Origin of the sequence: Neobacillus niacini, assembly GCF_046591715.1 — a bacterium.
In the GTDB taxonomy this organism is placed as follows: Bacteria; Bacillota; Bacilli; order Bacillales; family Cytobacillaceae; genus Neobacillus; species Neobacillus niacini_L.
On the sequence record NZ_JAWVNQ010000011.1, the window covers coordinates 40,259 to 64,992 of the forward strand.

Here is a 24,734-nt window from a genome sequence, read left to right on the forward strand (position 1 = left end):
TTTTCATAGTTTATACACTTCTTTTTATTGTATAGGCTGTGTTAAAGCTAATTGTTGATAGTGCACCCTGTTGATTTGCGCGGAAGGCACGAAGACTCCTGCAGGAGTACGGAGCAGGGGAGACCCCACAGGCGCTTAAGCGCCGAGGAGGCTCCCCGCAACGCCTGCGGAAAGCGAAGTGCCTGGAGCGCAAATCAACAGGTCCTATTAACACAGCCATTGTATAAAAAGGCTTAAAACAGGCTAAAAAGGAAGGTAAAAAGTAATCGAGGTTAAAAGGATGAATGAGAGAATATTTCATAGCTATCAAATTTTAGATCAATTACGACTGCCGCATGGATTGTATTTAGCTTCTTCGTCAAAGGACTATCATTATGTATGGTTACGGGATTCTTTTTATATGTCTCTGCCTTATTTGGAAAAGGATAATCAAATTTACGAAATGACCTATCATCGGATATTGGACTTATTTAGAGATTACGAATGGAAACTGGATATTCATAATGTTCAAAGGCCAAGAGAGCAGTGGGAATACATTCACTCTAGATACTCTGCCACTGATGTAAAGGAAATCAATACACCGTGGGGACATGCTCAGCATGACGCAATTGGAGCCATTTTATGGGGGATTGGAACGGGCTGTAAGCGAGGTAAAAAGATAATAAGAGATGAAAAGGATCATGAAATTGTACAAAAACTGGTTGGCTATTTAGGCTGTGTACAGTATTGGGAAGACGCAGATAATGGGATGTGGGAAGAATGGAGGGAAGTCCATTCAAGTTCTGTCGGGGCATGTGTGGCAGGTCTTGAGGCCGTAAGAGATCTAGTGTTTGTACCGGGAGACTGGATTACAAAAGGCAGGCAGACCCTGAGTAATCTATACCCAAATGAAAGCAGCGACCGGCCATTTGATTTGGCACAATTGAGTTTGATCTTTCCATATGGCGTATTGTTGGGGGAAGAGGCAAGAGTGGTGGTTGACCAAATTGAATCTCAATTATTACGTGAACGTGGGGTTATCCGCTACAAGGGTGATTCCTATTATTCCACGGTTGAACATGAAGGAAGGCATCATGATTTTCCATTTTATTATGGTACGGAGGCGGAGTGGACCTTTGGGCTGCCTTGGCTGGCACTTTGTCATTTGGAATTCGGAAATGTAAAGAAGGCAAGTGAATATATAAAGCAAACAGAAAATGTAATGCTGCATGATGGCAGCCTGCCGGAACTGTACTATGCTAAATCAGCAGACTATAATTCAAATACCCCATTAGGATGGGGAAGTGCCATGTATATCTTAGCGAAAGAGCGATATGAAGGATTAATGTAATGAAAGAGACTGTTGAGATGAGATTTCAACAGTCTCTTTTTTATAAAAAAATAGGGCTAATGGATTATTTTAACTATTTTTATAAAATTTTCAGAAAACTAGTTCCATTTTCAAAAAACGTGTTATATAATACAACACATGGATATACACTGTATTATAACAAAGAGGTGATTACGTTCATGTCGACGCAAACAACAGGAATTGAAGTGGTGGGTGTCCTTAAAGCTGGATACAATGAGGTTTTAGCAACAGAGGCACTAAGATTTATTGAGGAACTGGAACAAAATTTTGGAACAAGGCGCATACAACTGTTACAGTACAGGCAAAAACGCCAAGAGGAATTGAATAACGGGTATCTCCCAGATTTCCTTCCTGAAACAAAGCATATTCGTAATGGGGATTGGACTATTGCTCCATTGCCGAAAGACCTTCAAGATCGCCGTGTTGAAATTACCGGACCAACAGACCGAAAAATGGTTATCAACGCACTAAATTCAGGTGCAAAGGTTTTTATGGCTGATTTTGAAGATGCCACTTCTCCAACCTGGGAGAATATCGTCGAGGGACAAATCAATCTAAGAGACGCAGTAAATCGGACGATTTCCTATGAAAATCAAAATGGAAAAAGATATGTACTGAAAGAGGAAACAGCAGTCTTATTTGTAAGACCGCGTGGACTCCATTTGGAAGAGAAACATGTACTGCTGAATGGCAAGCCTATTTCTGCGAGCTTCTTTGATTTTGGAATGTACTTTTTCCATAATGTAAAAAATTTACTAGCCAAACGTACTGGTCCTTATTTTTACCTGCCAAAGCTTGAAAGCCATTTAGAAGCACGGCTTTGGAATGATGTCTTTATTTTTGCTCAAGAAAAGCTAGCTCTCGCACAAGGGACGATTAAAGCAACCGTCTTGATTGAAACCATTATGGCAGCATTTGAAATGAATGAAATTCTATTTGAATTAAGAGATCATTCAGCAGGTTTGAACTGTGGAAGATGGGATTATATTTTTAGCTATCTTAAAAAACTGCGTAACCATGAAAATGTTATTCTGCCGGATCGATCACAGGTAACTATGACTGTACCATTTATGCGTTCTTATTCCTTGCTTACGATTCAAACTTGTCATCGCCGGAAAGCCCCTGCTATTGGAGGGATGGCTGCGCAAATACCGGTTCGTGATAATCCAGAGGCTAATGAAAAAGCATTTGCGAAGGTTCGTGCTGATAAAGAACGTGAGGCGTACGATGGACATGATGGTACATGGGTAGCACATCCGGGTCTTGTACCGGTTGCCCTAGATGTGTTTGACCGCGAAATGCCGGTGGCTAATCAGATTCATACTAACAAGCAGCAAAAGATTAATATCACGGCCAGCGATTTGCTCGAGACACCAACAGGAGAAATTACTGAAGAAGGTGTACGGGTTAATATCAATGTCGGTATTCAATATATTGCTTCGTGGTTATCAGGAAGAGGAGCTGCACCTATTCATAACTTAATGGAGGATGCGGCAACAGCTGAAATCTCACGGGCGCAGGTTTGGCAGTGGATCCGCCATCCAAAAGGTGTACTCAAAGGTGGCAGAAAAATAACTGTCGAAATGTATGAGCAATTTAAAGTGGAAGAACTAGAGAAAATAAAGTGTGAAATTGGCGCTCATGCCTATGAAAATGGACGTTTCACTGAAGCCGTTGAGCTGTTTGACAGCTTAATCCTAAATGATGAGTTTGTAGAGTTTTTAACCTTACCTGGGTATAAACTTTTATAAAAAATTTAATAGATTAATAGGAGGAATATAAAATGACAAATCAAAGAGCGAAGGAATTACAAGAAAGCTGGGAAATGGATAAGCGCTGGAATGGAATTACGAGACCGTATACTGCTGAAGATGTAATCAAGCTTCGCGGTTCCCTTGACATTGAGCATACGTTAGCTAGACGTGGAGCAGAAAAGCTTTGGAAAGAGATGAATGAAGAAGAATACATTAATGCACTGGGAGCATTAACAGGGAATCAAGCAGTTCAGCAGGTCAAAGCTGGATTAAAAGCCATTTACTTAAGCGGCTGGCAGGTTGCAGCCGATGCGAATCTATCTGGGCATATGTATCCGGATCAAAGTTTATATCCTGCAAACAGTGTGCCGAGCGTGGTAAAACGTATTAACCAAGCCCTCCAACGTGCAGATCAAATCACTCATTCTGAGGGAGATAATTCTATAGACTGGTTTGTTCCAATTGTTGCCGATGCTGAGGCAGGCTTCGGCGGACAGTTAAACTGTTTTGAATTGATGAAGGGTATGATTGAAGCAGGCGCTGCTGGAGTTCACTTTGAAGATCAGCTTTCCTCTGAGAAAAAGTGTGGTCATTTAGGCGGGAAGGTTTTATTGCCAACACAAACTGCGGTTCGCAACTTAATTGCTGCTCGTTTGGCCGCTGATGTTATGGGGGTTCCAACGGTACTGGTGGCACGTACGGATGCTAATGCTGCTGACTTGATTACGAGTGATATTGATATGAACGATGCACCATTCATTACAGGAGAACGGACGGCTGAAGGATTTTTCCGTACAAAAGCAGGACTTGACCAGGCGATTGCCCGCGGTTTAGCTTATGCACCATATGCAGATCTAATCTGGTGTGAAACATCTGAGCCAAACCTTGAGGAAGCAAGACGTTTTGCTGAAGCAATTCATGAGAAGTTCCCAGGTAAATTGCTTGCTTACAACTGTTCACCATCCTTCAACTGGAAGAAGAAACTAGACCAAGATACGATTGCAAAATTCCAGCAAGAGCTTGGAAAAATGGGATACAAGTTCCAATTCGTTACACTTGCCGGCTTCCATGCCTTGAACCACAGCATGTTTGAGCTTGCCCGCGGATACAAAGAGCGCGGCATGGCTGCATACTCCGAGTTACAGCAGGCTGAGTTCGACAGCGAGCAATACGGCTACACAGCAACAAGACATCAACGTGAAGTAGGAACAGGCTACTTTGACCAAGTATCCATGGTCATCACTGGCGGAACCTCCTCTACAACTGCGTTGAAAGGATCTACTGAGGAAGAGCAATTTACAAAATAAATTTTTAGGTCATATCCCCCTTCTTCTTATTGAGAGGGGGATATATTTGTTTTGGGGGGCTGGGGCTGGGGCATTTTACTTGCGGATGGCGAGGAATACTTGCGGATGGCCAAGAATACTTGCGGATAGCAGAATTTACTCTCGGATGGCGGAGAACACTCTCGGATGTGAGGATTTACTCTCGGATAGCAGAATTTACTCTCGGATAGCGGAGGACACTCTCGGATAGTAGGAAAATACTCTCGGATAGCAGAATTTACTCTCGGATGGCGGAGAATACTCTCGGATGGCGGAAAATACTCTCGGATGGCAGAGAACACTCTCGGATGGCAGAGAACACTCTCGGATGGCAGAGAACACTCTCGGATAGCAAAATATACTCTCGTATAACGGAAAACACTCTCAAATAACAGCAAACACCCCCAAATACCAGCACATTTTTGGAAATGAACCTTTTTTAGGGTATTATCATACATAATAATAGCCCTTTTAATGGAGATGATTTGTTTGAAAAAGCCGAACGTGGAGGAAGTTCTTCAACAGGGAATACACGGCCCTTTGGAAACGAAGCCAGATGAAAGGCGGAAATATTTAGGTACCCTGCGGGAACGGATTATTCTGGTCCTAAAGAAAAGCCAAGTGGCAGAAGCTGAGATTTATCCTCAAGTGGAAAAGGAAATGAAGAAAAATCCCCAGGTAAATCTATTATTGAACGGAAATATGGATTATTCGGTCCTATCTAAATATGTAAAATTAGCAGCCAAACACAAGGTCGAGCATAAAATCGTAACCAACAAAGAACATGATACAGATGTGGGCTTATTGCTTGCGATGGACGATGCAGTTGACAAAGAAGATATTTACATTTCGAAGAAAGAACTCAGCCTGACTGAACCCCAAAAAAGCAAAGGACTTTTTGCGAAACTTTTTAAACGATAAGGCAAGAAGGCAGCAGTCTATTGTGACTGCTGCCTTTTGTCATTCAACAAGGTTCAATGGGAGGAGGTATTTAGACCTATATTTGGGTATAACTGGAATTTAGTAGAAAATTAGAATATTATACTAATAAGGAGATTACCATTCAAGTTATTGATCAAAAGGAGGAGAGTAACAAGATAGATAAACTCATAATGGGAACGAAAGAAAAGTGGTCAGGTAGGAAGTCGTTTTATTTTGTATTGTACTTTTTACTAGAGATTACTAGATTGCTAACATCTGACCTATATCTTAGGAGGAGAATTATGAGAAAATGTATATTACTCTTTATTGTATTGGTTCTAATGCTAACTCTTGCAGGATGCAAATATCCAACCCTTGAAAAAGCGATTGCAGAAACAATCCCATTTGACGTACAAGAAGTTTTATACAAAACGAAAAGTGATGGGATAACAATCGTGTTATACTCCACCAAGGCAGAAGGGGAAGACGTTAAAGATATTAAAGACCCGGTGCTGGGAGTTTCATTCTTTGAGGGAAACGATGAAGAAGGATGGAAAAATGAAGGTCCGAATGGGTGGGAACATGCAAGGAGCGAAACCTATTCCATTTATCATGAGAATTACACCAAGTATGATGACAAAGGTAAGGTTCTTAAAGATATTTATGTTGTGTTTGGGGAAGTCAAGAATGAGAATATCACTGTTATTGAAATAGCTGATCAAGATAGCGAAGAATACAAGGAAGCAAAAATAATTAAAGATGGAAATAAGCGATATTATGCAGGGGTAGGCTTCCATCCGAAGGTTAGAGCTTTAAATGGTAATGGCGAAGTTATTCCACAACAATAATCATACATAATGGGGGATGCAAATGGTCTCGAATAAAACGATGTTGATTTCTTCAATTATATTATCAGCAGGGATTATTGCGGGAGGTTCTCTTATCTCTTCCAAATCAACTCCTGTAAGCAGCCCAATTAGTGAAAAAATTGATATGAAGGATACTATATTTTTAGATAGCAAAGAGGCCGCCAAGCTATTAGGAATAACTGAAAAGGAACTGCTCAAGATTATCGCGGAAGAAAAGAGAATGCTTGAAACAACAGGTTCTTTTGAGGGGGAAATGCTTCCGTATGTAATGATTGAGCAAAAGCGTTATTTTGAGAGAACGAAATTGATAATGTGGGCTCAGGAGTCCGCAGCACAACATAAGGAATATTAACGGTGAGACAGGAGCAAATGCTCCTTTTTTTTTGCCTACCAATCTAAAATGTACTTCTTTTGCCGATACTAGTAGAGGAATCATTGCGGTGAAGCGGAAAAGTTTGGTATCATCAATAATAAATTGATTATGACACAAGGGATTGGGGGGAATAAAATGACACGGATCTCAAATGAGCAAGTAAAGCATGTAGCAAACTTGGCTAGATTAGCGATAACAGAAGAAGAGGCGGAAAAGTTCACCAAGCAGTTAGATGCAATTATAACATTTGCGGAACAGTTAAATGAATTAGATACAGAGAACATTGAACCAACTTATCATGTGCTTGATATGAAAAATGTCTTTCGTGAGGATATCAAGCAAACAGGATTACCGCGTGAGGAAGTCTTAAAAAATGCACCCGAACATCAAGATGGACAAATTAAGGTTCCGGCAATCATTGGGGAGTAAAGAAGAAGCGTTTTAGGCTGCTTGCGCTAGACAAGGGAGGAAAGATAGTGAGTTTATTTGATTACAAAATGGCAGATCTCCATGAACTTTTACATAAAAAAGAAATAAAAGTCAGTGATCTTATTGAAGAATCGTATAAAAGAATTGCTCAAGTCGACAACCAGGTACAGGCATTTCTAACATTAGATGAGGAAAGGGCAAGACAACGGGCGAATTCTTTAGATGATATGCTTTCGGCCAACTCCTCTGGGAACCTATTATTTGGGATGCCGATTGGGATCAAAGACAATATTGTCACCAAAGGGCTTCGGACTACCTGTGCTAGTAAAATACTAGAGAACTTTAATCCTATCTATGATGCAACGGTTGTTCAAAAACTGAAGGAGCAGGAAACCGTAACGATTGGAAAATTAAACATGGATGAATTTGCGATGGGTTCCTCAAACGAGAATTCCCATTATCAAGTAACACGTAATCCATGGGACCTTGAGAGAGTACCTGGCGGTTCATCAGGCGGCTCTGCGGCTGCGGTCGCTTCTGGCGAAGTTCTATTTTCTTTAGGTTCAGATACAGGGGGATCCATCCGGCAGCCAGCAGCCTTTTGCGGAGTAGTAGGGTTAAAACCAACTTATGGCCGTGTATCACGTTTCGGATTGGTTGCATTTGCTTCGTCCCTTGACCAAATCGGACCGATTACTAGAACAGTTGAAGATAATGCATACCTCCTGCAGGCAATATCTGGGTTAGATTCAATGGATTCAACATCAGCGAATGTGGATGTACCTAATTTCGTCTCTGCGTTAACAGGAGATGTTAAAGGGCTCCGGATTGCCGTACCTAAGGAATACCTTGGTGAGGGCGTAGATGAAAGTGTTCGTCAGTCGGTACTAGAGGCCTTAAAAGTGCTTGAGAAAGAAGGAGCCACATGGGAAGAAGTATCCCTGCCACATTCTAAATATGCTTTAGCTGCCTATTATTTACTTTCTTCTTCTGAAGCGTCTGCCAATCTAGCTCGATTTGATGGCGTTCGCTATGGTTATAGAACTCCGAATGCGGATAATTTACTTGAATTGTATAAGAATTCTAGATCTGAAGGCTTTGGAGATGAGGTAAAACGCAGAATTATGCTCGGTACCTTTGCATTAAGTTCAGGATATTACGATGCCTATTACAAAAAAGCACAGCAGGTCCGTACGTTAATTAAGAAGGACTTTGAAGATGTTTTTGAAAAGTATGATGTTATCATTGGTCCAACTACACCAACGAAGGCGTTTAAAGTCGGCGAAAATATTGATGATCCTTTAACGATGTACGTAAACGATATTCTGACGATTCCCGTCAATCTGGCAGGTGTGCCCGCAATTTCTGTCCCATGTGGATTTGATAATGGCATGCCGCTTGGATTGCAAATTATCGGTAAGCATTTCGATGAAGAGACTATTTTCCGTGTGGCGCATGTGTTTGAAAGCTCAACAGATTATCATAAACAAAAGCCAGGTATATAGGGGGTGAAAACAATGGAATTTGAAACGGTGATTGGACTTGAAGTCCATGTAGAGTTAAAGACGGATTCGAAAATCTTTTCGGCCAGCCCAAACCATTTTGGGGCAGAACCAAATACAAATACCAGTGTCATTGACTTAGGATATCCTGGGGTGCTGCCGGTCCTAAATAAAAAAGCTGTGGAATTTGGAATGAAGGCGGCAATGGCCTTGAATTGTCAGGTAGCCACACATACGAAATTTGACCGAAAGAACTACTTTTATCCAGATAATCCAAAAGCCTATCAGATTTCCCAATTTGATAAGCCGATTGGCGAGCATGGCTGGATTGAAATTGAGGTAAATGGCTACACAAAACGTATTGGAATCACAAGGATCCATTTAGAAGAGGATGCAGGAAAACTGAGTCATGGTAATGGCTATTCATTAGTGGATTATAACCGGCAGGGAACGCCGCTAGTAGAAATTGTTTCTGAACCAGATATCCGTACGCCAGATGAAGCTTACGCCTATCTTGAAAAATTAAAATCCATCATCCAATATACAGGTGTTTCTGACTGTAAAATGGAAGAAGGTTCATTACGTTGTGACGCCAATATTTCCATTCGTCCAGTTGGACAAGAAGAGTTTGGAACGAAGACTGAATTAAAGAACCTAAACTCTTTTAACTTCGTCCGTAAAGGCTTGGAATTTGAGGAAAAGCGTCAGCGTGAGGTTGTTACAAGTGGCGGGACAATTGACCAAGAAACTCGTCGTTTTGATGAAGCAACAGGTGCTACCCTTCTAATGCGTGTAAAAGAAGGATCGGATGATTATCGATACTTCCCAGAACCAGATTTGCTGGATATCTATATTGATGAGGAATGGAAAGCCCGAATTGCTGCTGAAATTCCTGAACTTCCGGACCAGCGGCAAAAGCGTTATATAGATGAACTAGGTTTACCGGTGTATGATGCCAAGGTATTAACAGTAACAAAAGAAATGGCAGATTTCTTTGAAGGAACCGTAGCAGCCGGTGCAGAGGCAAAATTGGCATCGAACTGGATCATGGGAGATGTTTCTGCTTACCTCAATGCTGAGGGGAAAGAACTTCATCAAATCGCTTTAACACCTGAAGGCTTAGCTAGTATGATTAAGCTAATCGAGAATGGAACCATTTCTTCCAAAATCGCAAAGACTGTTTTTAAAGAGTTGATTGAAAACGGCGGCGATGCAGAAGCAATTGTTAAGGAAAAAGGGCTTGTACAAATTTCTGATGAAGGGACACTCCTTAAAATTATTTCTGAGGTACTCGATGCGAATCCACAATCGATTGAGGACTTTAAAAATGGTAAAAATAAGGCAGTGGGATTCCTTGTTGGCCAGCTAATGAAAGCAACAAAGGGACAGGCAAATCCACAAATGGTTAATCAATTATTACAGCAGGAATTAACGAAACGATAAAAACACTAAACTGGCAGATTTCTCTGCCAGTTTTTTTGTCGAATAGATCTTCGACATTCTTTTTTTAGATTTCCCGGGAAAAACCTTTATATATATAGGCATTAGGTAAAATTAATCAATCGTTTGATTAGTAGACTTTTTTCTACCCTTTTTTCAAGGAAAACCTATATATACAAGGATTTATTATCATGTTAATCAAACGTTTGATTAACAGTTCTGCTGGTGAAGCTTGTCGAAACCTAACTTGATTTCAGGTAGGAAGTGCTGTTCTATAATTATTAGGATATAAATCGACATTTATTTTGCTGTATAAGAGCCATCAAGCCTATATTTAAAGGTGGTAAGGCGAAACTAATCAAACGTTTAGTTAAACGACAAGATTCTACCGTTTTTAGGAGTAAAAACCTTTAATGATAGGGGGGAATCTTAATTTAATCAAACGTTTGATTAGTGATGGTTTTGCCTGGTTTTTGCTAATACTAGAGAAAGAAGTCAAAGTAAGTTGAATGGAGTTTGTAACAAATGAAAATTATGTACTTAACAATTGAACTCATCGTAGGCTTTTTTTTCTTGTTTATTATTGTGAAGGTTGTTGGGAGGAAAATCATTAGCCAAATTTCACCTTTTACGTTTATCGCTGCGATTGTATTGGGTGAATTATTAGGAAATGCTTTATATGATCATAAAATAGGAGTATTTTATATTCTTTATTCGATGACCATTTGGGGAGGATTGTTATTTGTTGTTGAAATCCTAAGTCAAAAATTTCTTTCATTCAGGGGAGTGGTTGAAGGAAAACCTTCCGCGCTAATCAAAAATGGAATTGTAGATCGAGAAGCATTACGGAAAAATAGGATGAATATTAACCAACTTCAAAGTTTACTCAGGCAAAGTGAAACCTTTTCTATGCGTGAGGTAGCCTTTTGCTACTTAGAAGCGAACGGGTCAATTAGCATATTAAAAAAGTCAAAGTATCAAAAAACGACTCAGGAAGATTTCAATATGCCTTCCAAAGTAGTTTTTGTACCTGTCACCTTAATAAGAGATGGTGAAGTATTATGGGATGAAATTTTTGATTTGGGCTTCGATGAATCGTGGCTAAAATCACAATTAATTACTCAACAAATTACGGATTATAAAGATGTATTTATTGCAGAATGGCTGCAAGGAGATGGGCTATTTGTACAGACTTTTAAGTAGAAAATGCCCATATAAATATGGACATTTTCTCTAAAACCTATTCTTGTTTTAATAAGCGGACACTTTCATCAAACTCTTTTTCAATCACTTCATTTTTCTTGTAAGTAATAAAACTTACAAGAACTGCGACGAGCAGGTTAAGCGCAAACCCTGGAACAATCTCGTATAGAGTGTCGCCAAGACCAACATTTTTCCAAACAATAACGGTGACAGCACCAACAATCATCCCAAAAAGTGCTCCCCAATGGGTCATCTTTTTCCAGAATAGGCTTAGCAGAATAACCGGTCCGAAGGCAGCCCCAAACCCTGCCCATGCGTAGGCGACAAGGTCCAATATCGTACTGTTTTGCTTGAAAGCAAGAAGAGTCGCAACGACAGCGACAAGAAGTACAGCCATTCTTCCTAAGAACACAAGCTGTTTATCCTTTGCTTCTTTATTCATTACCACTTTGTATAAATCCTCAACCAATGCACTTGATGTTACGATTAATTGTGAAGAAATTGTACTCATAATAGCCGCAAGAATCGCAGCCAGCGCAAAACCTGCAAATAGCGGGTGGAATAATATCTGGCTCAATTCTATAAATACGGCTTCAGGATTTTCTAATACATGTTGAGGATTTTTCTCAAAATAAGCAATCCCTATTAATCCTGTGAAAATTGTCCCGATAAGAGTTATAATCATCCAGCCCATCCCAATTCTTCGCGCACTCTTTGTTTCTTTAATCGTCTTAATCGCCATAAAGCGGACAATGATGTGAGGCTGACCAAAATAGCCGAGTCCCCATGCCATTGCAGATATAATTCCTAAAAAGGTTGTTCCTTTTAATAAATCAAGTTTAGCAGGGTCGATAGCACGAATCGTTTCAAATGTTTCTGAAGGGCCACCTGTGCTGAAGATTCCTATTGCTGGAACAAGTAAAAGAGCAATCAGCATCATTAACCCTTGGATAAAATCGGTATAACTTACTGCTAAGAAGCCTCCAAATAAAGTGTAGGCGACCACAACACCGCCAACAATATAAAGACCTGTATGATAGCTTGTACCAAAGGAGCTTTCAAAAAAGACTGCTCCGGAAACCATTCCAGATGAAACATAGAAAGTAAAGAAAATAAGGATAACGATACCAGATACAATCCTCAAGAGCTTCGTGTTATCTTTAAAACGGTTTTCCAGGTAACTTGGAATCGTAATTGAATCATTGGCAACCTGTGTATAAGATCGCAGCCGCGGTGCAACCAATAACCAGTTGAGATAAGCGCCAATGGTTAAACCAATGGCAATCCAGGCATCAGCTAAACCGGTTACATAAATCCCTCCAGGTAAGCCCATTAACAGCCAGCCGCTCATATCTGCAGCCCCAGCACTTAAGGCGGTTACAGCAGGTCCTAAAGACCTTCCTCCAAGCATATAATCCGTAAGATTGCTAGTTTTTCGATAGGAATACCAGCCGATAAAAAGCATCATCGCGATGTAAATTCCAATAGATACTAGCTGAAGTGTTTCATTGGACATAGATTTTCCTCCTATTGTAGAAATAAATTAAAATAATATTCCCCATATATAAAATATTCTATCAACTTATAAATCCTTTTTCCAATGTTAATTTATTACTTTATTAAAATAGGAAAATATACTTGTACAATAATAGCAAGAAAGGGATAATCCATTTGTTTGTAAGTAAAGATTGAAAGGATTATGATAATAATAAGTTGAAGGGAGTGTTTATATTGGAATTAGATTCTTGGTTTCAAAAGGGATTAACAAAAAATCAGTACATTGATGTAATGACCCGCAATAAAGAAGAGATGGTCTCCATTTATGAACGCTTCGAGTTAAAGGAAGAGGACAAAAGAAAGCTTGAAGCACTACAATCAAAAAAGCTGCGAGCCATTGTCCTTACGGAGGATTGGTGTGGGGACGCCATGCTCAATAACCCGGTTTTGCTTAGAGTGGCCGAAGCAGCCAATATCGAGGTGCGTTTTGTACTAAGGGATCAAAATCTTGAGTTAATGGACCAATATTTAACGAATGGTACATCAAGAGCGATTCCAATTTTTATTTTCATTGACCAAGAAGGAAATGAAGTGGGAGTTTGGGGACCGCGTGCACCCCAAATGCAGGCTCTTGTAGAAAAGGGACGTGCAGAACTGCCTGATAAGGAAGCTCCGGATTTCCAAGAAAAGCAAATGGCATTATATAAACGTCTTGGGACATCTTATCAGACTGATTCATCCATTTGGCAAACAGTTGCCAACAGCATAATGACAGCCATATTGTAAAAATAAAACCCTGGCGTTTTCAGCCAGGGATTTTTTACATTTTCACACCGTTATTCTTTGGTGGAATTCGGTCGTTAATTAGGTTCTTGTCATTGATTTTGGGTTCAATTCCTAGAATAAGGTTCCGTATATTAGAACGGTGAAGATAAATCAAAAATAAAGTAAAAAGTAAAAAGATAAGTTCAAATTCAATATTAGGTGAAAAATAAGAGTAAATCAGCAAGCTAAGTCCTACAGAGATGGAGCCAAAAAATACGTACTTTGTTAAAAAGATGACTAAAAAGAAGGCAGCGTAAGCAATTACACCCAGCGGCAGGTTTGCTACTGCTAATGTTCCGGCCGTTGTAGCAATCGCTTTTCCACCACGGAAACCGGCAAAAATGGGATAGCAATGTCCTACTACCGCCATCAGACCAAAATAAAGCGGTTCAGCATCCAGGTTGAAGTACAAGGGAAGATAAGCAGCAAGTGCTCCTTTACCAATATCGACAAGTACGACGAAAATGGCAGAACCTTTTCCAAGAACCCTTAATGTATTCGTTGCACCAGGATTTTTGCTTCCATGGTCGCGAATATCAACCCCAAATAACAGCTTGCCCACAATCAGTGCAGTCGGAATGCTTCCAATCAAATAGGAGGATAGGAGCAGCAACCAGAGCATATCATCATTCCTTTGTCAGATTATCTTCTACATCAATAGCATTTTACCATAAATCAATGGTATCATTTTAATAATTCCTGTAATAGGAAATATTAAAGGGGCGACAGACATGGAGCATATAAATTTTGGTCAAGTTGCTAAAAGTTATGCGAAGACACGAGAAGATATTCCCGTAAGTTTAATGGACAGCTTGTACATCCGAGGTGTTTTTTTTGATGGGAAAAAAGTAGCGGATATTGGCTGTGGGACAGGTGCCTTAACAAGGAAAATGTCAATGAGAAAAGCTGAAGTTATTGGCATAGACCCATCAAAAGAATTACTGCAGTATGCCATTGAATTAAATAGGTCAAAAAACTATAGCATTCCTTATATAGAAGCATGTTCTGAGAGTACTGGATTACAAGAGTCTGAGTTCGATATCGTAACCGTCATGCGTGCCTGGCACTGGTTTGACCGTGAAAAGGCCATTCTAGAAATAAAACGAATTTTAAAAGAAAAAGGTACATTAATAGTTATAGATTCTGGCTTTCTTACTGGTTCTGAAGAGGTTGAGAAGACATTCGAAGTCTTATCTAAATACGTAAGCGGCGGATTAAAACCTGCTGGAGCCAAAGCAGAATCTAAGCAGAGAATAAACGGCTTCCCTATAGAGTGGTTTGATGAATGGCATAAAAATGGTTTTGAGTTAAGTGATTTTTATAGACTTAATTATTCGGTTACCTTTTCAAAGGAAAAATGGATTGAGAGAATGGAATCTGTCTCCTGGCTTGCAGGATTAGAGGAGAAAGTAAGAGAACATGCACTTCAAGATTTAAAAGTTTCCCTATCAGACCATGAGCCTTACAATATTCCTCATCAATGTAATGTGTGTATATTAAGGCTCCACCAATAGGAGAAAGACTAGATTGGCCGAAACGTGCGAATATTCCGCACGTTTTTTTTGCTGATATTTTAGTGATTATAAAAAAACTTTTAAAAAATGTGTAGGGGTTTGTAACGATCATCTCGTCTAATAAGGTGAAGGTCAGATAGAAAGGGGGAGAGAGCGATTAGTGATTCAGCATTAATACAAAAAGTAATAGAAGGCAGTGACCATGCCTTCAGGCTTTTAGTTGAGAAGTACCGTAATGACGTGTTCCGGACACTCTTTGCAGTACTGCGCGACCAAAAGGAAGCAGAAGATGCGGCCCAGGAAGTATTTATGAAAATATATTCCTCTCTCTCCCAATATGAAAATCAAGGATTTAAAACTTGGATGACCAGAATAGCTGTTAATCATGCAATCGATATAAAAAGGAAGCAAGCACGACGAAAAGAAGAAGTAGTGGAGGCATTGGAGCAGCAGGCACTAGGCACTCCAAAGGATGGTGTTGAGAAAGAACTAATCGTTAATGAAAGGCAAAGGCTCGTTAGAAAAAGACTTGATGAGCTTCCTGAGAATTATCGAGATGTTATATACGGTTTCTATATAGCGGAAAAAAGCTATCAGCAATTGGCGGAAGAACAGAATGTACAGGTGAAGACAATTGAAACAAAGCTATACAGGGCGCGTGTTTGGATGAAAAAGAATTGGAAGGAGGACGATTTTTCATGAAGCATTACACTTATGATGAGTGGTTGAGCTATGTTAAAAACGAAGTAAGCTTTAAGACCCGTGAGGAACTAGAAAGTCATTTATATACATGTGACCAATGTCTGGAACATTATTTACAAGCTGTTACAGAACATGAATCATCACTTCCAGTTCTTTCAAACGAGAACAGCTTTACAGACCTGGTGATGGCAGGTGTTTCAAAACAAAAAGAGTTCATCGAAAAACCGTCAGTGATAAAACAGCCTGTAAAAGTGAAAAAGGCATTCTATCAACAGGCAGCGTTTCACTATATCATTGCAGCTGCTGCAACTCTATTGCTTACCTTTTCGGGTGTGTTTCAATCACTTGCCACCTATGCAAGTGCAGTAGAGGCTACGCAGCATTTAAAGGAAAAAAAGCCAAGTGTCACAGAAGGCGTAATTGATAAAACATTTGCATGGATGGATTCTTTGGAGAAAAAGGAGGCAAATAAAAAATGAAAAGCTCAACGAAGGCGTTAACACTAGCGCTATTCCCAGGCCTCGGCCATATTTATTTCGGTAACATGATTCGAGGAGTACTTTATTTATTGTCTGTTGTGGGTTTAGCATTCATAACGGTCATTGCGTTATTTTCCAACAATGGTGAAGTGGCTTTACTATGCTTTATGGTGGGGATCTTCATATATTTAGTTAGTTTTATTGACTTGGGGGTACAAATTTCCAAACAAAAGAAAGCAGTACGAGCAGCTAATCCTGATGAGCCCCCGTCACAGGCTACACAGGAATCAGAAAGGTTCTATACCATTGTGCTGTCGTTCGTGCCTGGCCTCGGTCATTTTCAGTTGGGGCTGATGAACCGGGGACTGACTTTGTTAGGTGCCTTTTTAGGACTTGGAGTCATGGTGATTTTTGTAACGGCCCTAAGCAGCCGTTCTGAGTTTCTCGTATTTTTAGCGGGCTTGCCAATTATCTGGGTGTATGGATTTTTTGACTCTGTCCAGCAGTTGAATAAAAAACAGCGTGGTGAGGAGCTTGTTGACCAGACGATTTTTGAGGACTTTGAAACACTGAGAGATGATGGGAAGAAAAGTAAATCAATTGCAACCTTCCTCTCGATTTTTCCAGGTGCAGGCCACTTGTATCTAGGTTTACAAAAACGCGGAATTCAGTTAATGGCAGCCTTCTTGTTCTCAATCTATATTTTAGATGTTTTACGTCTTGGAATCTTCCTGTTCTTAATACCAATAATCTGGTTTTACAGCTTTTTTGACGCTATGCAAAAGCTATCCAGATACGGTGAAGAAGAGATTGAAGATGTTCCGATTATTTCATATTTAATTAATCACCAGAAATGGGTTGGGATTGGATTAGTTGTAATGGGGCTTTACTACCTATTAATGAACGTGGTACTTCCTGTCTTTTCACCAATGATCTCCGATTTGATTAATATTGATTTAATGTATTGGATACAAAGCTATTTGCAAACGGGTCTTGTCTGTGTCTTGTTAATTGGCGGAGGAATAAAGCTGTTATCTGGCAGCAAGCAAAAAAGGGAGGAAGGAAAATCATGAAAAGATGGCAGAATACACTAACGGGGGTCCTTTTAATAGGTGTTGGAATTGGTTTTCTTATTAGAAAAAGAAAGGAGCAGGAGATATGAGAACATGGCGTGTGGGTACGTTTTCAATGGGGGCATCGCTTGTTTTTCTCGGCCTCTTCCTTTTTCTTTCACGGTTTATGGGTTTAGATCTTGTTCATGTGATGAGCTCATGGTGGCCGATTCTATTAATCGTTCTTGGGATTGAAATTCTTCTCTATTTGTTTTTCTCAAAGCAGGAGAAGCCTATTTTAAAATATGATTTTGTCAGTATTCTCTTTGTAGGTTTGCTTGGTACCATTGGAATATTGTTTGCGACTCTTAGTGCAACCGGTGTTATGGGGAAGGTGGAAGAGCTCGCTGCCAGGGAAGAACGTTCCTTTGAGCTTCCAAACTTCACCTACCAAATCGATGATAGTATAAAACGAGTTGTCCTTAGAACGGCATCCTATCAAACAACAGTTGAAGCTACTGATGAAAAAGAGTTGTCGATGTTTGGGACGTACCGGACTGAGACTGCAAAAAGGGAAAAGCTCATAAAAAGCTCAGATGAATATGTGTATGCAAACAAAAAGGGAGATACTCTGTTTGTAAATGTTAAGACACTTCCGAACGAGGTGGGCCCATTTTATAGCCGCCCGCAAGTAGCTTCAACCATTCTTATTCCAAAGGGTGTGGAGCTTGAGGTCATTAGTACCGGAGCGAGCCTAAGCTTAAACCCGAGAGGACTTGAGAATAATTGGAGTATTGACGGCGCCTCAGAATTAGATGTAAAGGCTCGAGAGAATAGCAATTTAAATATTGAAGCAGTTAATGTATATGGAGTTGAAGGTGCAGAGGGCGCATGGAATATAACCAAAAAAGGTGACCCAAATCAAGGTGATCGTGTAGATGCTGTTCATCAGTCTGGTGAGGGAAAGTACCAAGTAACCATTACGAATACAAATTATGTTAGTTTAAACCGTAATTAGTTCTCATCTTATTTTTTGCAAAAAAATAAAAAAAAGGTATGATAGTAGACGGCAGAGTTATGGATAGAATAATATTTGTTGCTTGGGTTAATAATTGTAAGCCAAGGAGTAAATTGGTAGAATATAGAAGAGATCCATCAGATGCCATTTATTTGATTTCATAAAATAGGATGATGAATGATGAAACGAGCACGATTAATATATAATCCCACTTCAGGAAGAGAAATCCTTAAGCGTCATTTGGCGGAGATACTAGAGAAGCTTGAGGCTGCCGGGTATGAGGCCTCCTGCCATGCTACGACAGGTGCGGGGGATGCAACAGCAGCTGCTCGGATTGCAGTGGAACGAAAATATGATGTTGTCATTGCTGCAGGTGGTGACGGCACCATAAATGAAGTGGTTAATGGCTTAGCAGAGCAGGAATACAGACCGAAGCTTGGAATTATCCCATCCGGTACAACAAATGATTTTGCAAGAGCCCTCCATATTCCAAGAGATATCGGGGCAGCTGTCGATATTATCACAAAAGGTGAACGGATTCCTGTGGATATTGGCCGGATTAATGACCGGTATTTTATTAATATTGCGGGCGGCGGCAGAATCACAGAGCTTACATACGAAGTTCCAAGCAAACTGAAAACGATGCTGGGGCAGCTCGCCTATTATTTAAAAGGGATGGAAATGCTCCCTTCTATTAAAGCATCAGATATAAGTATTGAGTATGATGGCAAGCTTTTTGAAGGGGAAGCAATGTTATTCCTTGTTGGGCTGACGAATTCAATTGGCGGCTTTGAAAAGATTGCTCCAGATTCATCGATTAATGATGGAATGTTTTCATTACTGATATTGAAAAAGATTAATTTAGCGGAGTTTGTCCGCGTTGCAACATTAGCGATCCGCGGTGAACATGTGAATGACCCTAATGTTATTTATGCAAAGGCAAGCCGGATTAAAGTTCATTCGAATGAAAAGGTTCAATTGAATCTTGATGGTGAATTCGGTGGATTGCTGCCCGCTGAGTTTGCAAACTTGTACAGGCATTTAGAGGTATTTGTACCACTTGATGATATTCGTCCACTGGATAAACCAACTGACTGGGTACCAGGACAAAGATATAGCTGAAAAAGCCGCGTTCCATTGTGGAGCGGGCTTTTTTGTTTAGAGGAAAAAAGATTTTGGTACAGAATAGTAATAAGAATAAGAATAAGAGGAAAGAGGAGGCAGTGAAATGGAAAAAAGGGCACTTATTAATATTGATTATACTTACGACTTTGTTGCGGATGCCGGTGCATTGACTTGTGGTGAGCCGGGTCAGGCGATTGAAGAAAAAATTGTTCAATTAACACGTGAGTTTATAGATCACGATGATTTTGTTGTTTTTGCCATCGATGTTCATGATACGGGAGATACCTATCATCCAGAAACAAAACTATTCCCGCCGCATAACATTCGTGGAACTTCAGGAAGACATTTGTTTGGCGGACTTCAAAACCTGTATGAGGAAAATAAAGAACTTGGAAATGTTTATTTTATGGATAAAACAAGATATTCTGCTTTTGCCGGTACAGATCTTGAAATTAAGCTGCGGGAACGGGGAGTTACAGAGGTGCACCTTGTTGGGGTCTGCACAGATATATGTGTTCTTCATACGGCGGTAGACGCGTATAATAAGGGCTTTAAAATTGTTATCTACAAGGAGGCAGTCGCTTCCTTTAACCAAAAGGGACATGAATGGGCTTTGGGCCATTTTGAGCAAACGCTTGGAGCGCTGGTTAAATAGATTTTATAATGGTAATATTGTTTAATATGTTGAAAAAGTAGTGGTTCGGAGGGTTAGGATGAAAAACATTTATCAGGACGATAGCTTAGCTCTGCATACAGATCTATACCAAATTAATATGGTAGAAACGTATTGGAGAGACGGCAGACATAAAAAACGTGCAGTATTTGAATTGTTCTTCCGTAAGCTCCCTTTTGGAAATGGATATGCGGTATTTGCCGGTTTGGAAAAAGTCATTCAGTTTATTAAGGGCTTCCGCTTTTCAGAAGATGATTTGGAGTATTTAAAAAATGAAGTGGGCTACGAGGATGACTTTTTAGAATACTTAAGGAACTTGCGCTTTACAGGTACCATTCGCTGTATGAAAGAGGGAGAGCTTGTTTTTGGCAATGAGCCGATTTTGAGCGTGGATGCCCCGCTTTGTGAAGCTCAATTGATTGAAACGGCACTTTTAAACATCATCAATTATCAAACATTAATTGCGACAAAGGCTTCTCGTATTAAGCAGGTTCTCGGAAGTGAGATTGCCATGGAGTTTGGTACTCGAAGGGCCCAGGAGATGGATGCGGCTATTTGGGGGACGCGGGCAGCTTATTTAGCCGGCTTTGATGGAACAAGTAATGTCAGGGCGGGTAAATTATTTCAAATTCCTGTTTCTGGTACACATGCACACTCGATGGTCCAGGCCTACAAGGACGAATATATGGCATTCAAAAAATATGCCGAGTCTCATAAGGATTGCGTCTTTTTGGTTGATACATACGATACCCTGCGTTTGGGTGTTCCGAATGCAATAAAGGTCGCTGAGGAGATGGGTGATTCTATCAATTTCGTAGGAATCCGCTTAGACAGCGGTGACCTAGCCTATCTCTCAAAGGAAGCCAGAAAAATGCTTGATGAAGCAGGATTCAAGGAGACTAAAATATTTGCTTCAAGTGACCTTGACGAGTACACGATTCTTAACCTAAAAGCTCAGGGTGCAAAGATTGACAGCTGGGGAATTGGAACAAAGCTGATTACGGCTTATGAGCAGGCGGCACTAGGGGCTGTCTACAAGATTGTTTCGATAGAGGACGAGAACGGTAAAATGGAAGATACAATTAAAATCTCTTCTAATCCAGTAAAAGTAACAACTCCGGGGATTAAGAAAATTTACCGCATTATCAATAATAAAAATAACCATGCAGAAGGCGACTACATTGCCCTCGAGGATGAAATATTGCCGGAGAAGCGCCTGAAAATGTTCCACCCAACGCATACGTATATGAATAAAATTGTTACAAACTTTACGGCAAAAGAGCTTCATGAAGTGATTTTTTCGAATGGTGAGCTTGTCTATGAAATGCCATGTCTGGAAGAATCGCGCGAATACGTAAAGCAGAATCTTGCTGCTCTTTGGGATGAATATAAGCGGACGATGAATCCTGAGGAATATCCAGTAGACTTAAGCCAAAAATGCTGGGATAACAAAATGAGAAATATTGAAGAAGTGAAAGAGAAAGTGGTACAGATGAAGGCTGAATAGGAAAGTAGGGCACCCTTTAAAGGGGTGTCTTTCTTTTTGATCGTGAAATAAACAAGAAATCCCGCGGATAAATTCTAAAACCCGCGGGATTCACTATTAATCTTTATTTATTCTTAAAGAAATCCATAAAAGCATGGTAAATTTCTATGCCTTGATACGTAAGCATTCCTGCTGCAGTTAATGAAAATACCCCAATCATTAAGAAGCGAATCCACATTTAATTTTCCTCCCTTTTTGTAAGTTTTAACTTATCAAATGAGAGGAGGAGATAACGTAATTCGACTGATGAAAAACGGGTAAAAGGAAGATAAGATTCTTGGTGTATATTCTAGGAGGAGTTCTGTAAAGGGTGACTACGATCTGAGTAATTAAGGCAAGTACTCCAATAAAGTAAAGATGGTATAGATGTTTACCTTCATCGTCGGATGATGATTTCGTACTCCAATCGTCAATGGTTAGAACCGCTTTATGTTCATGCTGCAGATGAGTAATGATCTTAGACTGATGAAGAAAAACGGTAAAGAAAATGAAGGCAAGGAGCAATGAGATGGGAAGAATTTTTACCTTCTTTATCGTAATCACCTCCTTCCGAGATGTTTTAATTATAAACACTATTGTTATGTTGTTAAATTAAAATGCTCCGACATTTTTCGCGATGTAAAAGGGTATAGCATCAATTTATGGCTGATTTCGCAATTAGATTGGGTTTATGATACAATCTTGCTAGTCAAATCGGAGTAAAGGAAGTAAGAAATGAAAAAAACAATACCGGTTAAAAAAAATGATTATATAGATGTGGTATTTGAAGATTTAACGCATGACGGAGCAGGGGTAGCGAAGGTGGAAGGCTATCCATTGTTCATTCCAAATGGGCTGCCAGGTGAAAAAGCACAGGTTAAAGTAATAAAAGTTAATAAAGGGTACGGTTTCGGACGATTGATAGAAATTTATGAGAAAAGTCCATACCGTGTGGACGTACCTAATAGTGAGCTTCATAAATATGGCGGCTGTCAGCTGGAGCATATCACTTATACCGGGCAGTTGAAGTATAAGGAAAACCAAGTTAAGCAAGTGCTTGCCCGGATTGGTAAACTAGAGGATGTGACTGTCCACCCTATTCTAGGGATGGACAACCCATGGCATTACCGAAATAAAGCACAGGTTCCAGTTGGTGAAAAAGATGGGAAGCTGATTGCTGGATTTTTCAAGCCTAGAAGTCATGAAATTGTTGATACTGATGAGAGTCTGATACAGCTGCCTGAGATTAATGAGGCAGTTCAAACAGTTAAGGAAATATGCAGTGATTTAGGGATATCAGCATATCAAGAAGAATACCATAAAGGTGTTCTTCGCCATATCATGGCTCGTTATGGACAACAAACGGGTGAGCTGATGGTAGTGCTTATTACCAGAACCACGGATATTCCAAACAAAGACAAACTAGTTGAAGAAATTGTTGGACGCCTTCCAAAAGTTAAGTCGATCGTGCATAACGTTAATTCAAAACGTACAAATGTCATCCTTGGTGAAAAAACAACCGTTCTTTGGGGTAATGAAGTGATTTATGACAAGATAGGTGATGTGAAATTTGCCATCTCTGCTTTATCTTTTTATCAGGTGAATCCTGTTCAAACCAAGGTTCTTTATGATAAGGCACTTGAGTATGCAGGGCTCAGTGGGGAAGAGTCCGTTATCGACGCCTATTGTGGAATTGGAACGATTTCACTGTTTTTAGCACAAAGGGCAAAAAAGGTCTTCGGCGTGGAAGTTGTACCAGAAGCGATTGAAGATGCGAAACGGAATGCAGAGTTAAATGGAATAACAAATGTAGAGTTTGAAGCGGGGGAAGCAGAAATTGTGATTCCCGAGTGGTATAAAGAGGGAAATTCTGCTGATGTTCTAGTGGTAGACCCGCCGCGGAAAGGCTGTGATGAGGTCTTCTTGCAAACCATCATTGACATGAAACCGAAAAAAGTAGTCTATGTATCCTGTAACCCAGCCACACTGGCACGTGATTTACGGATTCTTGAAGATGGGGGCTATAAAACAGTGGAAGTTCAACCGGTTGACATGTTTCCACAGACAACACATTGTGAAGCGGTCGCGTTGTTGGAGTTGTATCGATAGTGAGAGGATTTGAGTTTAAAATGAAAGATAATTTTTGGCGTGATCTACCAAGGCCTTTTTTTATACTTGCCCCAATGGAAGATGTGACGGATGTTGTTTTTCGTCATGTAGTGAGTAAAGCAGGCAGGCCTGATGTATTTTTTACAGAGTTTACCAACTCGGATAGTTATTGTCACCCTGATGGGAAGCAGAGTGTTCGCGGCCGGTTGACATTTACAGAAGATGAACAGCCGATTGTGGCCCATATATGGGGGGATAAGCCTGAATACTTTAGACAAATGAGTATGGGTATGGCGGAGCTGGGCTTTCGGGGTATAGATATTAATATGGGGTGTCCTGTACCGAATGTGACGCAGAACGGGAAGGGAAGCGGCCTTATTCGCCGTCCGGATGTTGCAGCAGAATTAATACAAGCAGCAAAGGCAGGGGGATTGCCTGTTAGTGTGAAGACAAGACTTGGTTTCGCGGAAATAGACGAATGGCAGGACTGGCTTACACACATCTTGAAACAAGACATTGTAAATCTCTCCATTCATCTTCGTACACGGAACGAAATGAGCAAAGTGGATGCTCATTGGGAGTTGATACCGGAAATTAAGAAGCTCCGTGACCAGGTGGCACCTGAGACACTATTGACGATTAATGGGGATATCCCTGACCGTCAAACCGGTCTTGTGCTGGCGAATCAATACGGTGTTGATGGGGTTATGATTGGACGGGGCATTTTTAAAAATCCATTTGCCTTTGAAAAAGAGCCCAAAGAGCATAGCACTCAGGAATACCTTGATCTTCTAAGACTGCAGTTAGATCTTCAAGATAAATTTTCAGTGGAAGTGCCGCGTTCCATCACTGCACTGCATCGCTTCTTTAAAATATATGTTAAAGGTTTCCCGGGGGCAAGTGAATTAAGAAATCAATTAATGAATACAAAATCAACAGATCAAGTGCGGGAATTGCTTGATCACTTTGAGTCAAAGAATCTTTGAGGGAATGGGAACAGTTGAAGCATCTCCATTCAAGGCAGGGAAGGCAGATAATGGTAAAAAAC

25 protein-coding genes are annotated in these 24,734 nt (G+C 40.2%); 22 read left to right on the plus strand and 3 right to left on the minus strand.

Going from position 1 to position 24,734, the window contains the following annotated elements; genetic code table 11:
• Window positions 1-280 precede the first annotated feature (280 nt).
• The 10 genes from SFC47_RS20560 (at window position 281) to SFC47_RS20605 (ending at window position 11,167) form a co-directional block, all read left to right on the plus strand.
• Window positions 281-1,330: a glycoside hydrolase family 15 protein gene (locus tag SFC47_RS20560; RefSeq protein ID WP_411256354.1), complete on the plus strand. Its 1,050-nt coding sequence runs from the start codon at window positions 281-283 to the stop codon at window positions 1,328-1,330.
• 179 nt (window positions 1,331-1,509) lie between these two features.
• Complete coding sequence (gene aceB, locus SFC47_RS20565; RefSeq protein ID WP_411256355.1) at window positions 1,510-3,102, plus strand: malate synthase A; 1,593 nt, start codon at window positions 1,510-1,512, stop codon at window positions 3,100-3,102.
• 32 nt (window positions 3,103-3,134) lie between these two features.
• Entirely contained in the window at window positions 3,135-4,412 is a 1,278-nt protein-coding gene (aceA, locus tag SFC47_RS20570) for an isocitrate lyase (protein WP_411256357.1), read from the plus strand.
• 498 nt (window positions 4,413-4,910) lie between these two features.
• Window positions 4,911-5,351 (plus strand): YueI family protein, encoded by a 441-nt coding sequence (locus SFC47_RS20575; RefSeq protein WP_411256449.1) that lies wholly within the window; start codon window positions 4,911-4,913, stop codon window positions 5,349-5,351.
• A gap of 302 nt (window positions 5,352-5,653) precedes the next feature.
• Window positions 5,654-6,199 carry a hypothetical protein gene (locus SFC47_RS20580; RefSeq protein WP_411256358.1) on the plus strand — a complete coding sequence of 182 codons (546 nt, stop codon included), beginning with the start codon at window positions 5,654-5,656 and terminating at the stop codon, window positions 6,197-6,199.
• 22 nt (window positions 6,200-6,221) lie between these two features.
• Window positions 6,222-6,572, plus strand: coding sequence for a hypothetical protein (locus SFC47_RS20585; protein ID WP_411256359.1), 351 nt, complete (start codon window positions 6,222-6,224; stop codon window positions 6,570-6,572).
• Between the two features lie 156 nt (window positions 6,573-6,728).
• Window positions 6,729-7,022 (plus strand): Asp-tRNA(Asn)/Glu-tRNA(Gln) amidotransferase subunit GatC, encoded by a 294-nt coding sequence (gene gatC / locus SFC47_RS20590; RefSeq protein ID WP_411256361.1) that lies wholly within the window; start codon window positions 6,729-6,731, stop codon window positions 7,020-7,022.
• 47 nt (window positions 7,023-7,069) lie between these two features.
• On the plus strand, window positions 7,070-8,527 hold the full coding sequence (gene gatA / locus SFC47_RS20595) for an Asp-tRNA(Asn)/Glu-tRNA(Gln) amidotransferase subunit GatA (protein ID WP_411256362.1): 1,458 nt from the start codon (window positions 7,070-7,072) through the stop codon (window positions 8,525-8,527).
• A gap of 12 nt (window positions 8,528-8,539) precedes the next feature.
• Window positions 8,540-9,967 (plus strand): Asp-tRNA(Asn)/Glu-tRNA(Gln) amidotransferase subunit GatB, encoded by a 1,428-nt coding sequence (gene gatB, locus SFC47_RS20600; protein WP_411256363.1) that lies wholly within the window; start codon window positions 8,540-8,542, stop codon window positions 9,965-9,967.
• Between the two features lie 522 nt (window positions 9,968-10,489).
• Entirely contained in the window at window positions 10,490-11,167 is a 678-nt protein-coding gene (locus tag SFC47_RS20605) for a DUF421 domain-containing protein (RefSeq protein ID WP_411256365.1), read from the plus strand.
• Window positions 11,168-11,204: 37 nt separating this feature from the next.
• On the opposite strand, the gene putP is transcribed toward SFC47_RS20605, so the two are convergent.
• On the minus strand, window positions 11,205-12,683 hold the full coding sequence (gene putP / locus SFC47_RS20610; RefSeq protein WP_411256366.1) for a sodium/proline symporter PutP: 1,479 nt from the start codon (window positions 12,681-12,683) through the stop codon (window positions 11,205-11,207).
• 215 nt (window positions 12,684-12,898) lie between these two features.
• Here putP and SFC47_RS20615 point away from each other — a divergent pair, with 215 nt between their 5' ends.
• Window positions 12,899-13,450: a thioredoxin family protein gene (locus SFC47_RS20615; RefSeq protein ID WP_411256368.1), complete on the plus strand. Its 552-nt coding sequence runs from the start codon at window positions 12,899-12,901 to the stop codon at window positions 13,448-13,450.
• Between the two features lie 34 nt (window positions 13,451-13,484).
• On the opposite strand, the gene plsY is transcribed toward SFC47_RS20615, so the two are convergent.
• Window positions 13,485-14,111, minus strand: coding sequence for a glycerol-3-phosphate 1-O-acyltransferase PlsY (gene plsY, locus SFC47_RS20620; RefSeq protein WP_411256370.1), 627 nt, complete (start codon window positions 14,109-14,111; stop codon window positions 13,485-13,487).
• 109 nt (window positions 14,112-14,220) lie between these two features.
• Between plsY and SFC47_RS20625 the strand changes: the two genes are divergently transcribed.
• From SFC47_RS20625 to SFC47_RS20665, 9 genes are all read left to right on the plus strand, one after another.
• Window positions 14,221-15,003 carry a class I SAM-dependent methyltransferase gene (locus SFC47_RS20625; RefSeq protein ID WP_411256372.1) on the plus strand — a complete coding sequence of 261 codons (783 nt, stop codon included), beginning with the start codon at window positions 14,221-14,223 and terminating at the stop codon, window positions 15,001-15,003.
• Window positions 15,004-15,159: 156 nt separating this feature from the next.
• On the plus strand, window positions 15,160-15,705 hold the full coding sequence (locus SFC47_RS20630) for an RNA polymerase sigma factor (protein ID WP_411256451.1): 546 nt from the start codon (window positions 15,160-15,162) through the stop codon (window positions 15,703-15,705).
• Window positions 15,702-16,184 (plus strand): anti-sigma factor family protein, encoded by a 483-nt coding sequence (locus SFC47_RS20635; protein WP_411256373.1) that lies wholly within the window; start codon window positions 15,702-15,704, stop codon window positions 16,182-16,184. The genes SFC47_RS20630 and SFC47_RS20635 overlap by 4 nt, the downstream gene beginning before the upstream one ends.
• The gene (locus tag SFC47_RS20640) at window positions 16,181-17,257 is read left to right on the plus strand and encodes a DUF6677 family protein (protein WP_411256374.1); all 1,077 of its coding nucleotides are present in this window, start codon (window positions 16,181-16,183) and stop codon (window positions 17,255-17,257) included. Before SFC47_RS20635 ends, SFC47_RS20640 begins: the two co-directional genes overlap by 4 nt.
• Window positions 17,254-17,346: an LPXTG cell wall anchor domain-containing protein gene (locus tag SFC47_RS20645; protein WP_411256375.1), complete on the plus strand. Its 93-nt coding sequence runs from the start codon at window positions 17,254-17,256 to the stop codon at window positions 17,344-17,346. Before SFC47_RS20640 ends, SFC47_RS20645 begins: the two co-directional genes overlap by 4 nt.
• Entirely contained in the window at window positions 17,343-18,254 is a 912-nt protein-coding gene (locus SFC47_RS20650) for an SLC5/6 family protein (RefSeq protein WP_411256377.1), read from the plus strand. The genes SFC47_RS20645 and SFC47_RS20650 overlap by 4 nt, the downstream gene beginning before the upstream one ends.
• A gap of 180 nt (window positions 18,255-18,434) precedes the next feature.
• Window positions 18,435-19,376, plus strand: coding sequence for a diacylglycerol kinase (locus tag SFC47_RS20655; protein ID WP_411256453.1), 942 nt, complete (start codon window positions 18,435-18,437; stop codon window positions 19,374-19,376).
• 106 nt (window positions 19,377-19,482) lie between these two features.
• Window positions 19,483-20,034: a cysteine hydrolase family protein gene (locus tag SFC47_RS20660; RefSeq protein ID WP_411256378.1), complete on the plus strand. Its 552-nt coding sequence runs from the start codon at window positions 19,483-19,485 to the stop codon at window positions 20,032-20,034.
• 58 nt (window positions 20,035-20,092) lie between these two features.
• On the plus strand, window positions 20,093-21,559 hold the full coding sequence (locus tag SFC47_RS20665) for a nicotinate phosphoribosyltransferase (RefSeq protein WP_411256379.1): 1,467 nt from the start codon (window positions 20,093-20,095) through the stop codon (window positions 21,557-21,559).
• A gap of 243 nt (window positions 21,560-21,802) precedes the next feature.
• Here the strand turns inward: SFC47_RS20665 and SFC47_RS20670 are convergent, their stop codons facing one another.
• Window positions 21,803-22,141, minus strand: coding sequence for a hypothetical protein (locus SFC47_RS20670; RefSeq protein WP_411256380.1), 339 nt, complete (start codon window positions 22,139-22,141; stop codon window positions 21,803-21,805).
• Window positions 22,142-22,312: 171 nt separating this feature from the next.
• On the opposite strand from SFC47_RS20670, the gene rlmD reads away from it, so the two are divergent.
• Window positions 22,313-23,686 carry a 23S rRNA (uracil(1939)-C(5))-methyltransferase RlmD gene (rlmD, locus tag SFC47_RS20675; protein WP_411256381.1) on the plus strand — a complete coding sequence of 458 codons (1,374 nt, stop codon included), beginning with the start codon at window positions 22,313-22,315 and terminating at the stop codon, window positions 23,684-23,686.
• Window positions 23,687-23,706: 20 nt separating this feature from the next.
• The gene (locus tag SFC47_RS20680) at window positions 23,707-24,672 is read left to right on the plus strand and encodes a tRNA dihydrouridine synthase (protein WP_411256382.1); all 966 of its coding nucleotides are present in this window, start codon (window positions 23,707-23,709) and stop codon (window positions 24,670-24,672) included.
• The last annotated feature ends 62 nt before the right edge of the window (window positions 24,673-24,734 follow it).

Bases quoted from the DNA above. Each gene is read 5' to 3' on its own strand.
- SFC47_RS20605 (WP_411256365.1), top strand. From the start codon at position 10,490: ATGAAAATTATGTACTTAACAATTGAACTCATCGTAGGCTTTTTTTTC.
- aceA (WP_411256357.1), top strand. From the start codon at position 3,135: ATGACAAATCAAAGAGCGAAGGAATTACAAGAAAGCTGGGAAATGGAT.
- gatC (WP_411256361.1), top strand. From the start codon at position 6,729: ATGACACGGATCTCAAATGAGCAAGTAAAGCATGTAGCAAACTTGGCT.
- aceB (WP_411256355.1), top strand. From the start codon at position 1,510: ATGTCGACGCAAACAACAGGAATTGAAGTGGTGGGTGTCCTTAAAGCT.
- SFC47_RS20650 (WP_411256377.1), top strand. From the start codon at position 17,343: ATGAGAACATGGCGTGTGGGTACGTTTTCAATGGGGGCATCGCTTGTT.
- SFC47_RS20645 (WP_411256375.1), top strand. From the start codon at position 17,254: ATGAAAAGATGGCAGAATACACTAACGGGGGTCCTTTTAATAGGTGTT.
- SFC47_RS20665 (WP_411256379.1), top strand. From the start codon at position 20,093: ATGAAAAACATTTATCAGGACGATAGCTTAGCTCTGCATACAGATCTA.
- SFC47_RS20575 (WP_411256449.1), top strand. From the start codon at position 4,911: ATGATTTGTTTGAAAAAGCCGAACGTGGAGGAAGTTCTTCAACAGGGA.
- SFC47_RS20625 (WP_411256372.1), top strand. From the start codon at position 14,221: ATGGAGCATATAAATTTTGGTCAAGTTGCTAAAAGTTATGCGAAGACA.
- SFC47_RS20560 (WP_411256354.1), top strand. From the start codon at position 281: ATGAATGAGAGAATATTTCATAGCTATCAAATTTTAGATCAATTACGA.
- plsY (WP_411256370.1), bottom strand. From the start codon at position 14,111: ATGCTCTGGTTGCTGCTCCTATCCTCCTATTTGATTGGAAGCATTCCG.
- rlmD (WP_411256381.1), top strand. From the start codon at position 22,313: ATGAAAAAAACAATACCGGTTAAAAAAAATGATTATATAGATGTGGTA.
- SFC47_RS20655 (WP_411256453.1), top strand. From the start codon at position 18,435: ATGAAACGAGCACGATTAATATATAATCCCACTTCAGGAAGAGAAATC.
- SFC47_RS20660 (WP_411256378.1), top strand. From the start codon at position 19,483: ATGGAAAAAAGGGCACTTATTAATATTGATTATACTTACGACTTTGTT.
- SFC47_RS20640 (WP_411256374.1), top strand. From the start codon at position 16,181: ATGAAAAGCTCAACGAAGGCGTTAACACTAGCGCTATTCCCAGGCCTC.
- SFC47_RS20635 (WP_411256373.1), top strand. From the start codon at position 15,702: ATGAAGCATTACACTTATGATGAGTGGTTGAGCTATGTTAAAAACGAA.
- SFC47_RS20680 (WP_411256382.1), top strand. From the start codon at position 23,707: ATGAAAGATAATTTTTGGCGTGATCTACCAAGGCCTTTTTTTATACTT.
- SFC47_RS20580 (WP_411256358.1), top strand. From the start codon at position 5,654: ATGAGAAAATGTATATTACTCTTTATTGTATTGGTTCTAATGCTAACT.
- gatB (WP_411256363.1), top strand. From the start codon at position 8,540: ATGGAATTTGAAACGGTGATTGGACTTGAAGTCCATGTAGAGTTAAAG.
- putP (WP_411256366.1), bottom strand. From the start codon at position 12,683: ATGTCCAATGAAACACTTCAGCTAGTATCTATTGGAATTTACATCGCG.
- SFC47_RS20585 (WP_411256359.1), top strand. From the start codon at position 6,222: ATGGTCTCGAATAAAACGATGTTGATTTCTTCAATTATATTATCAGCA.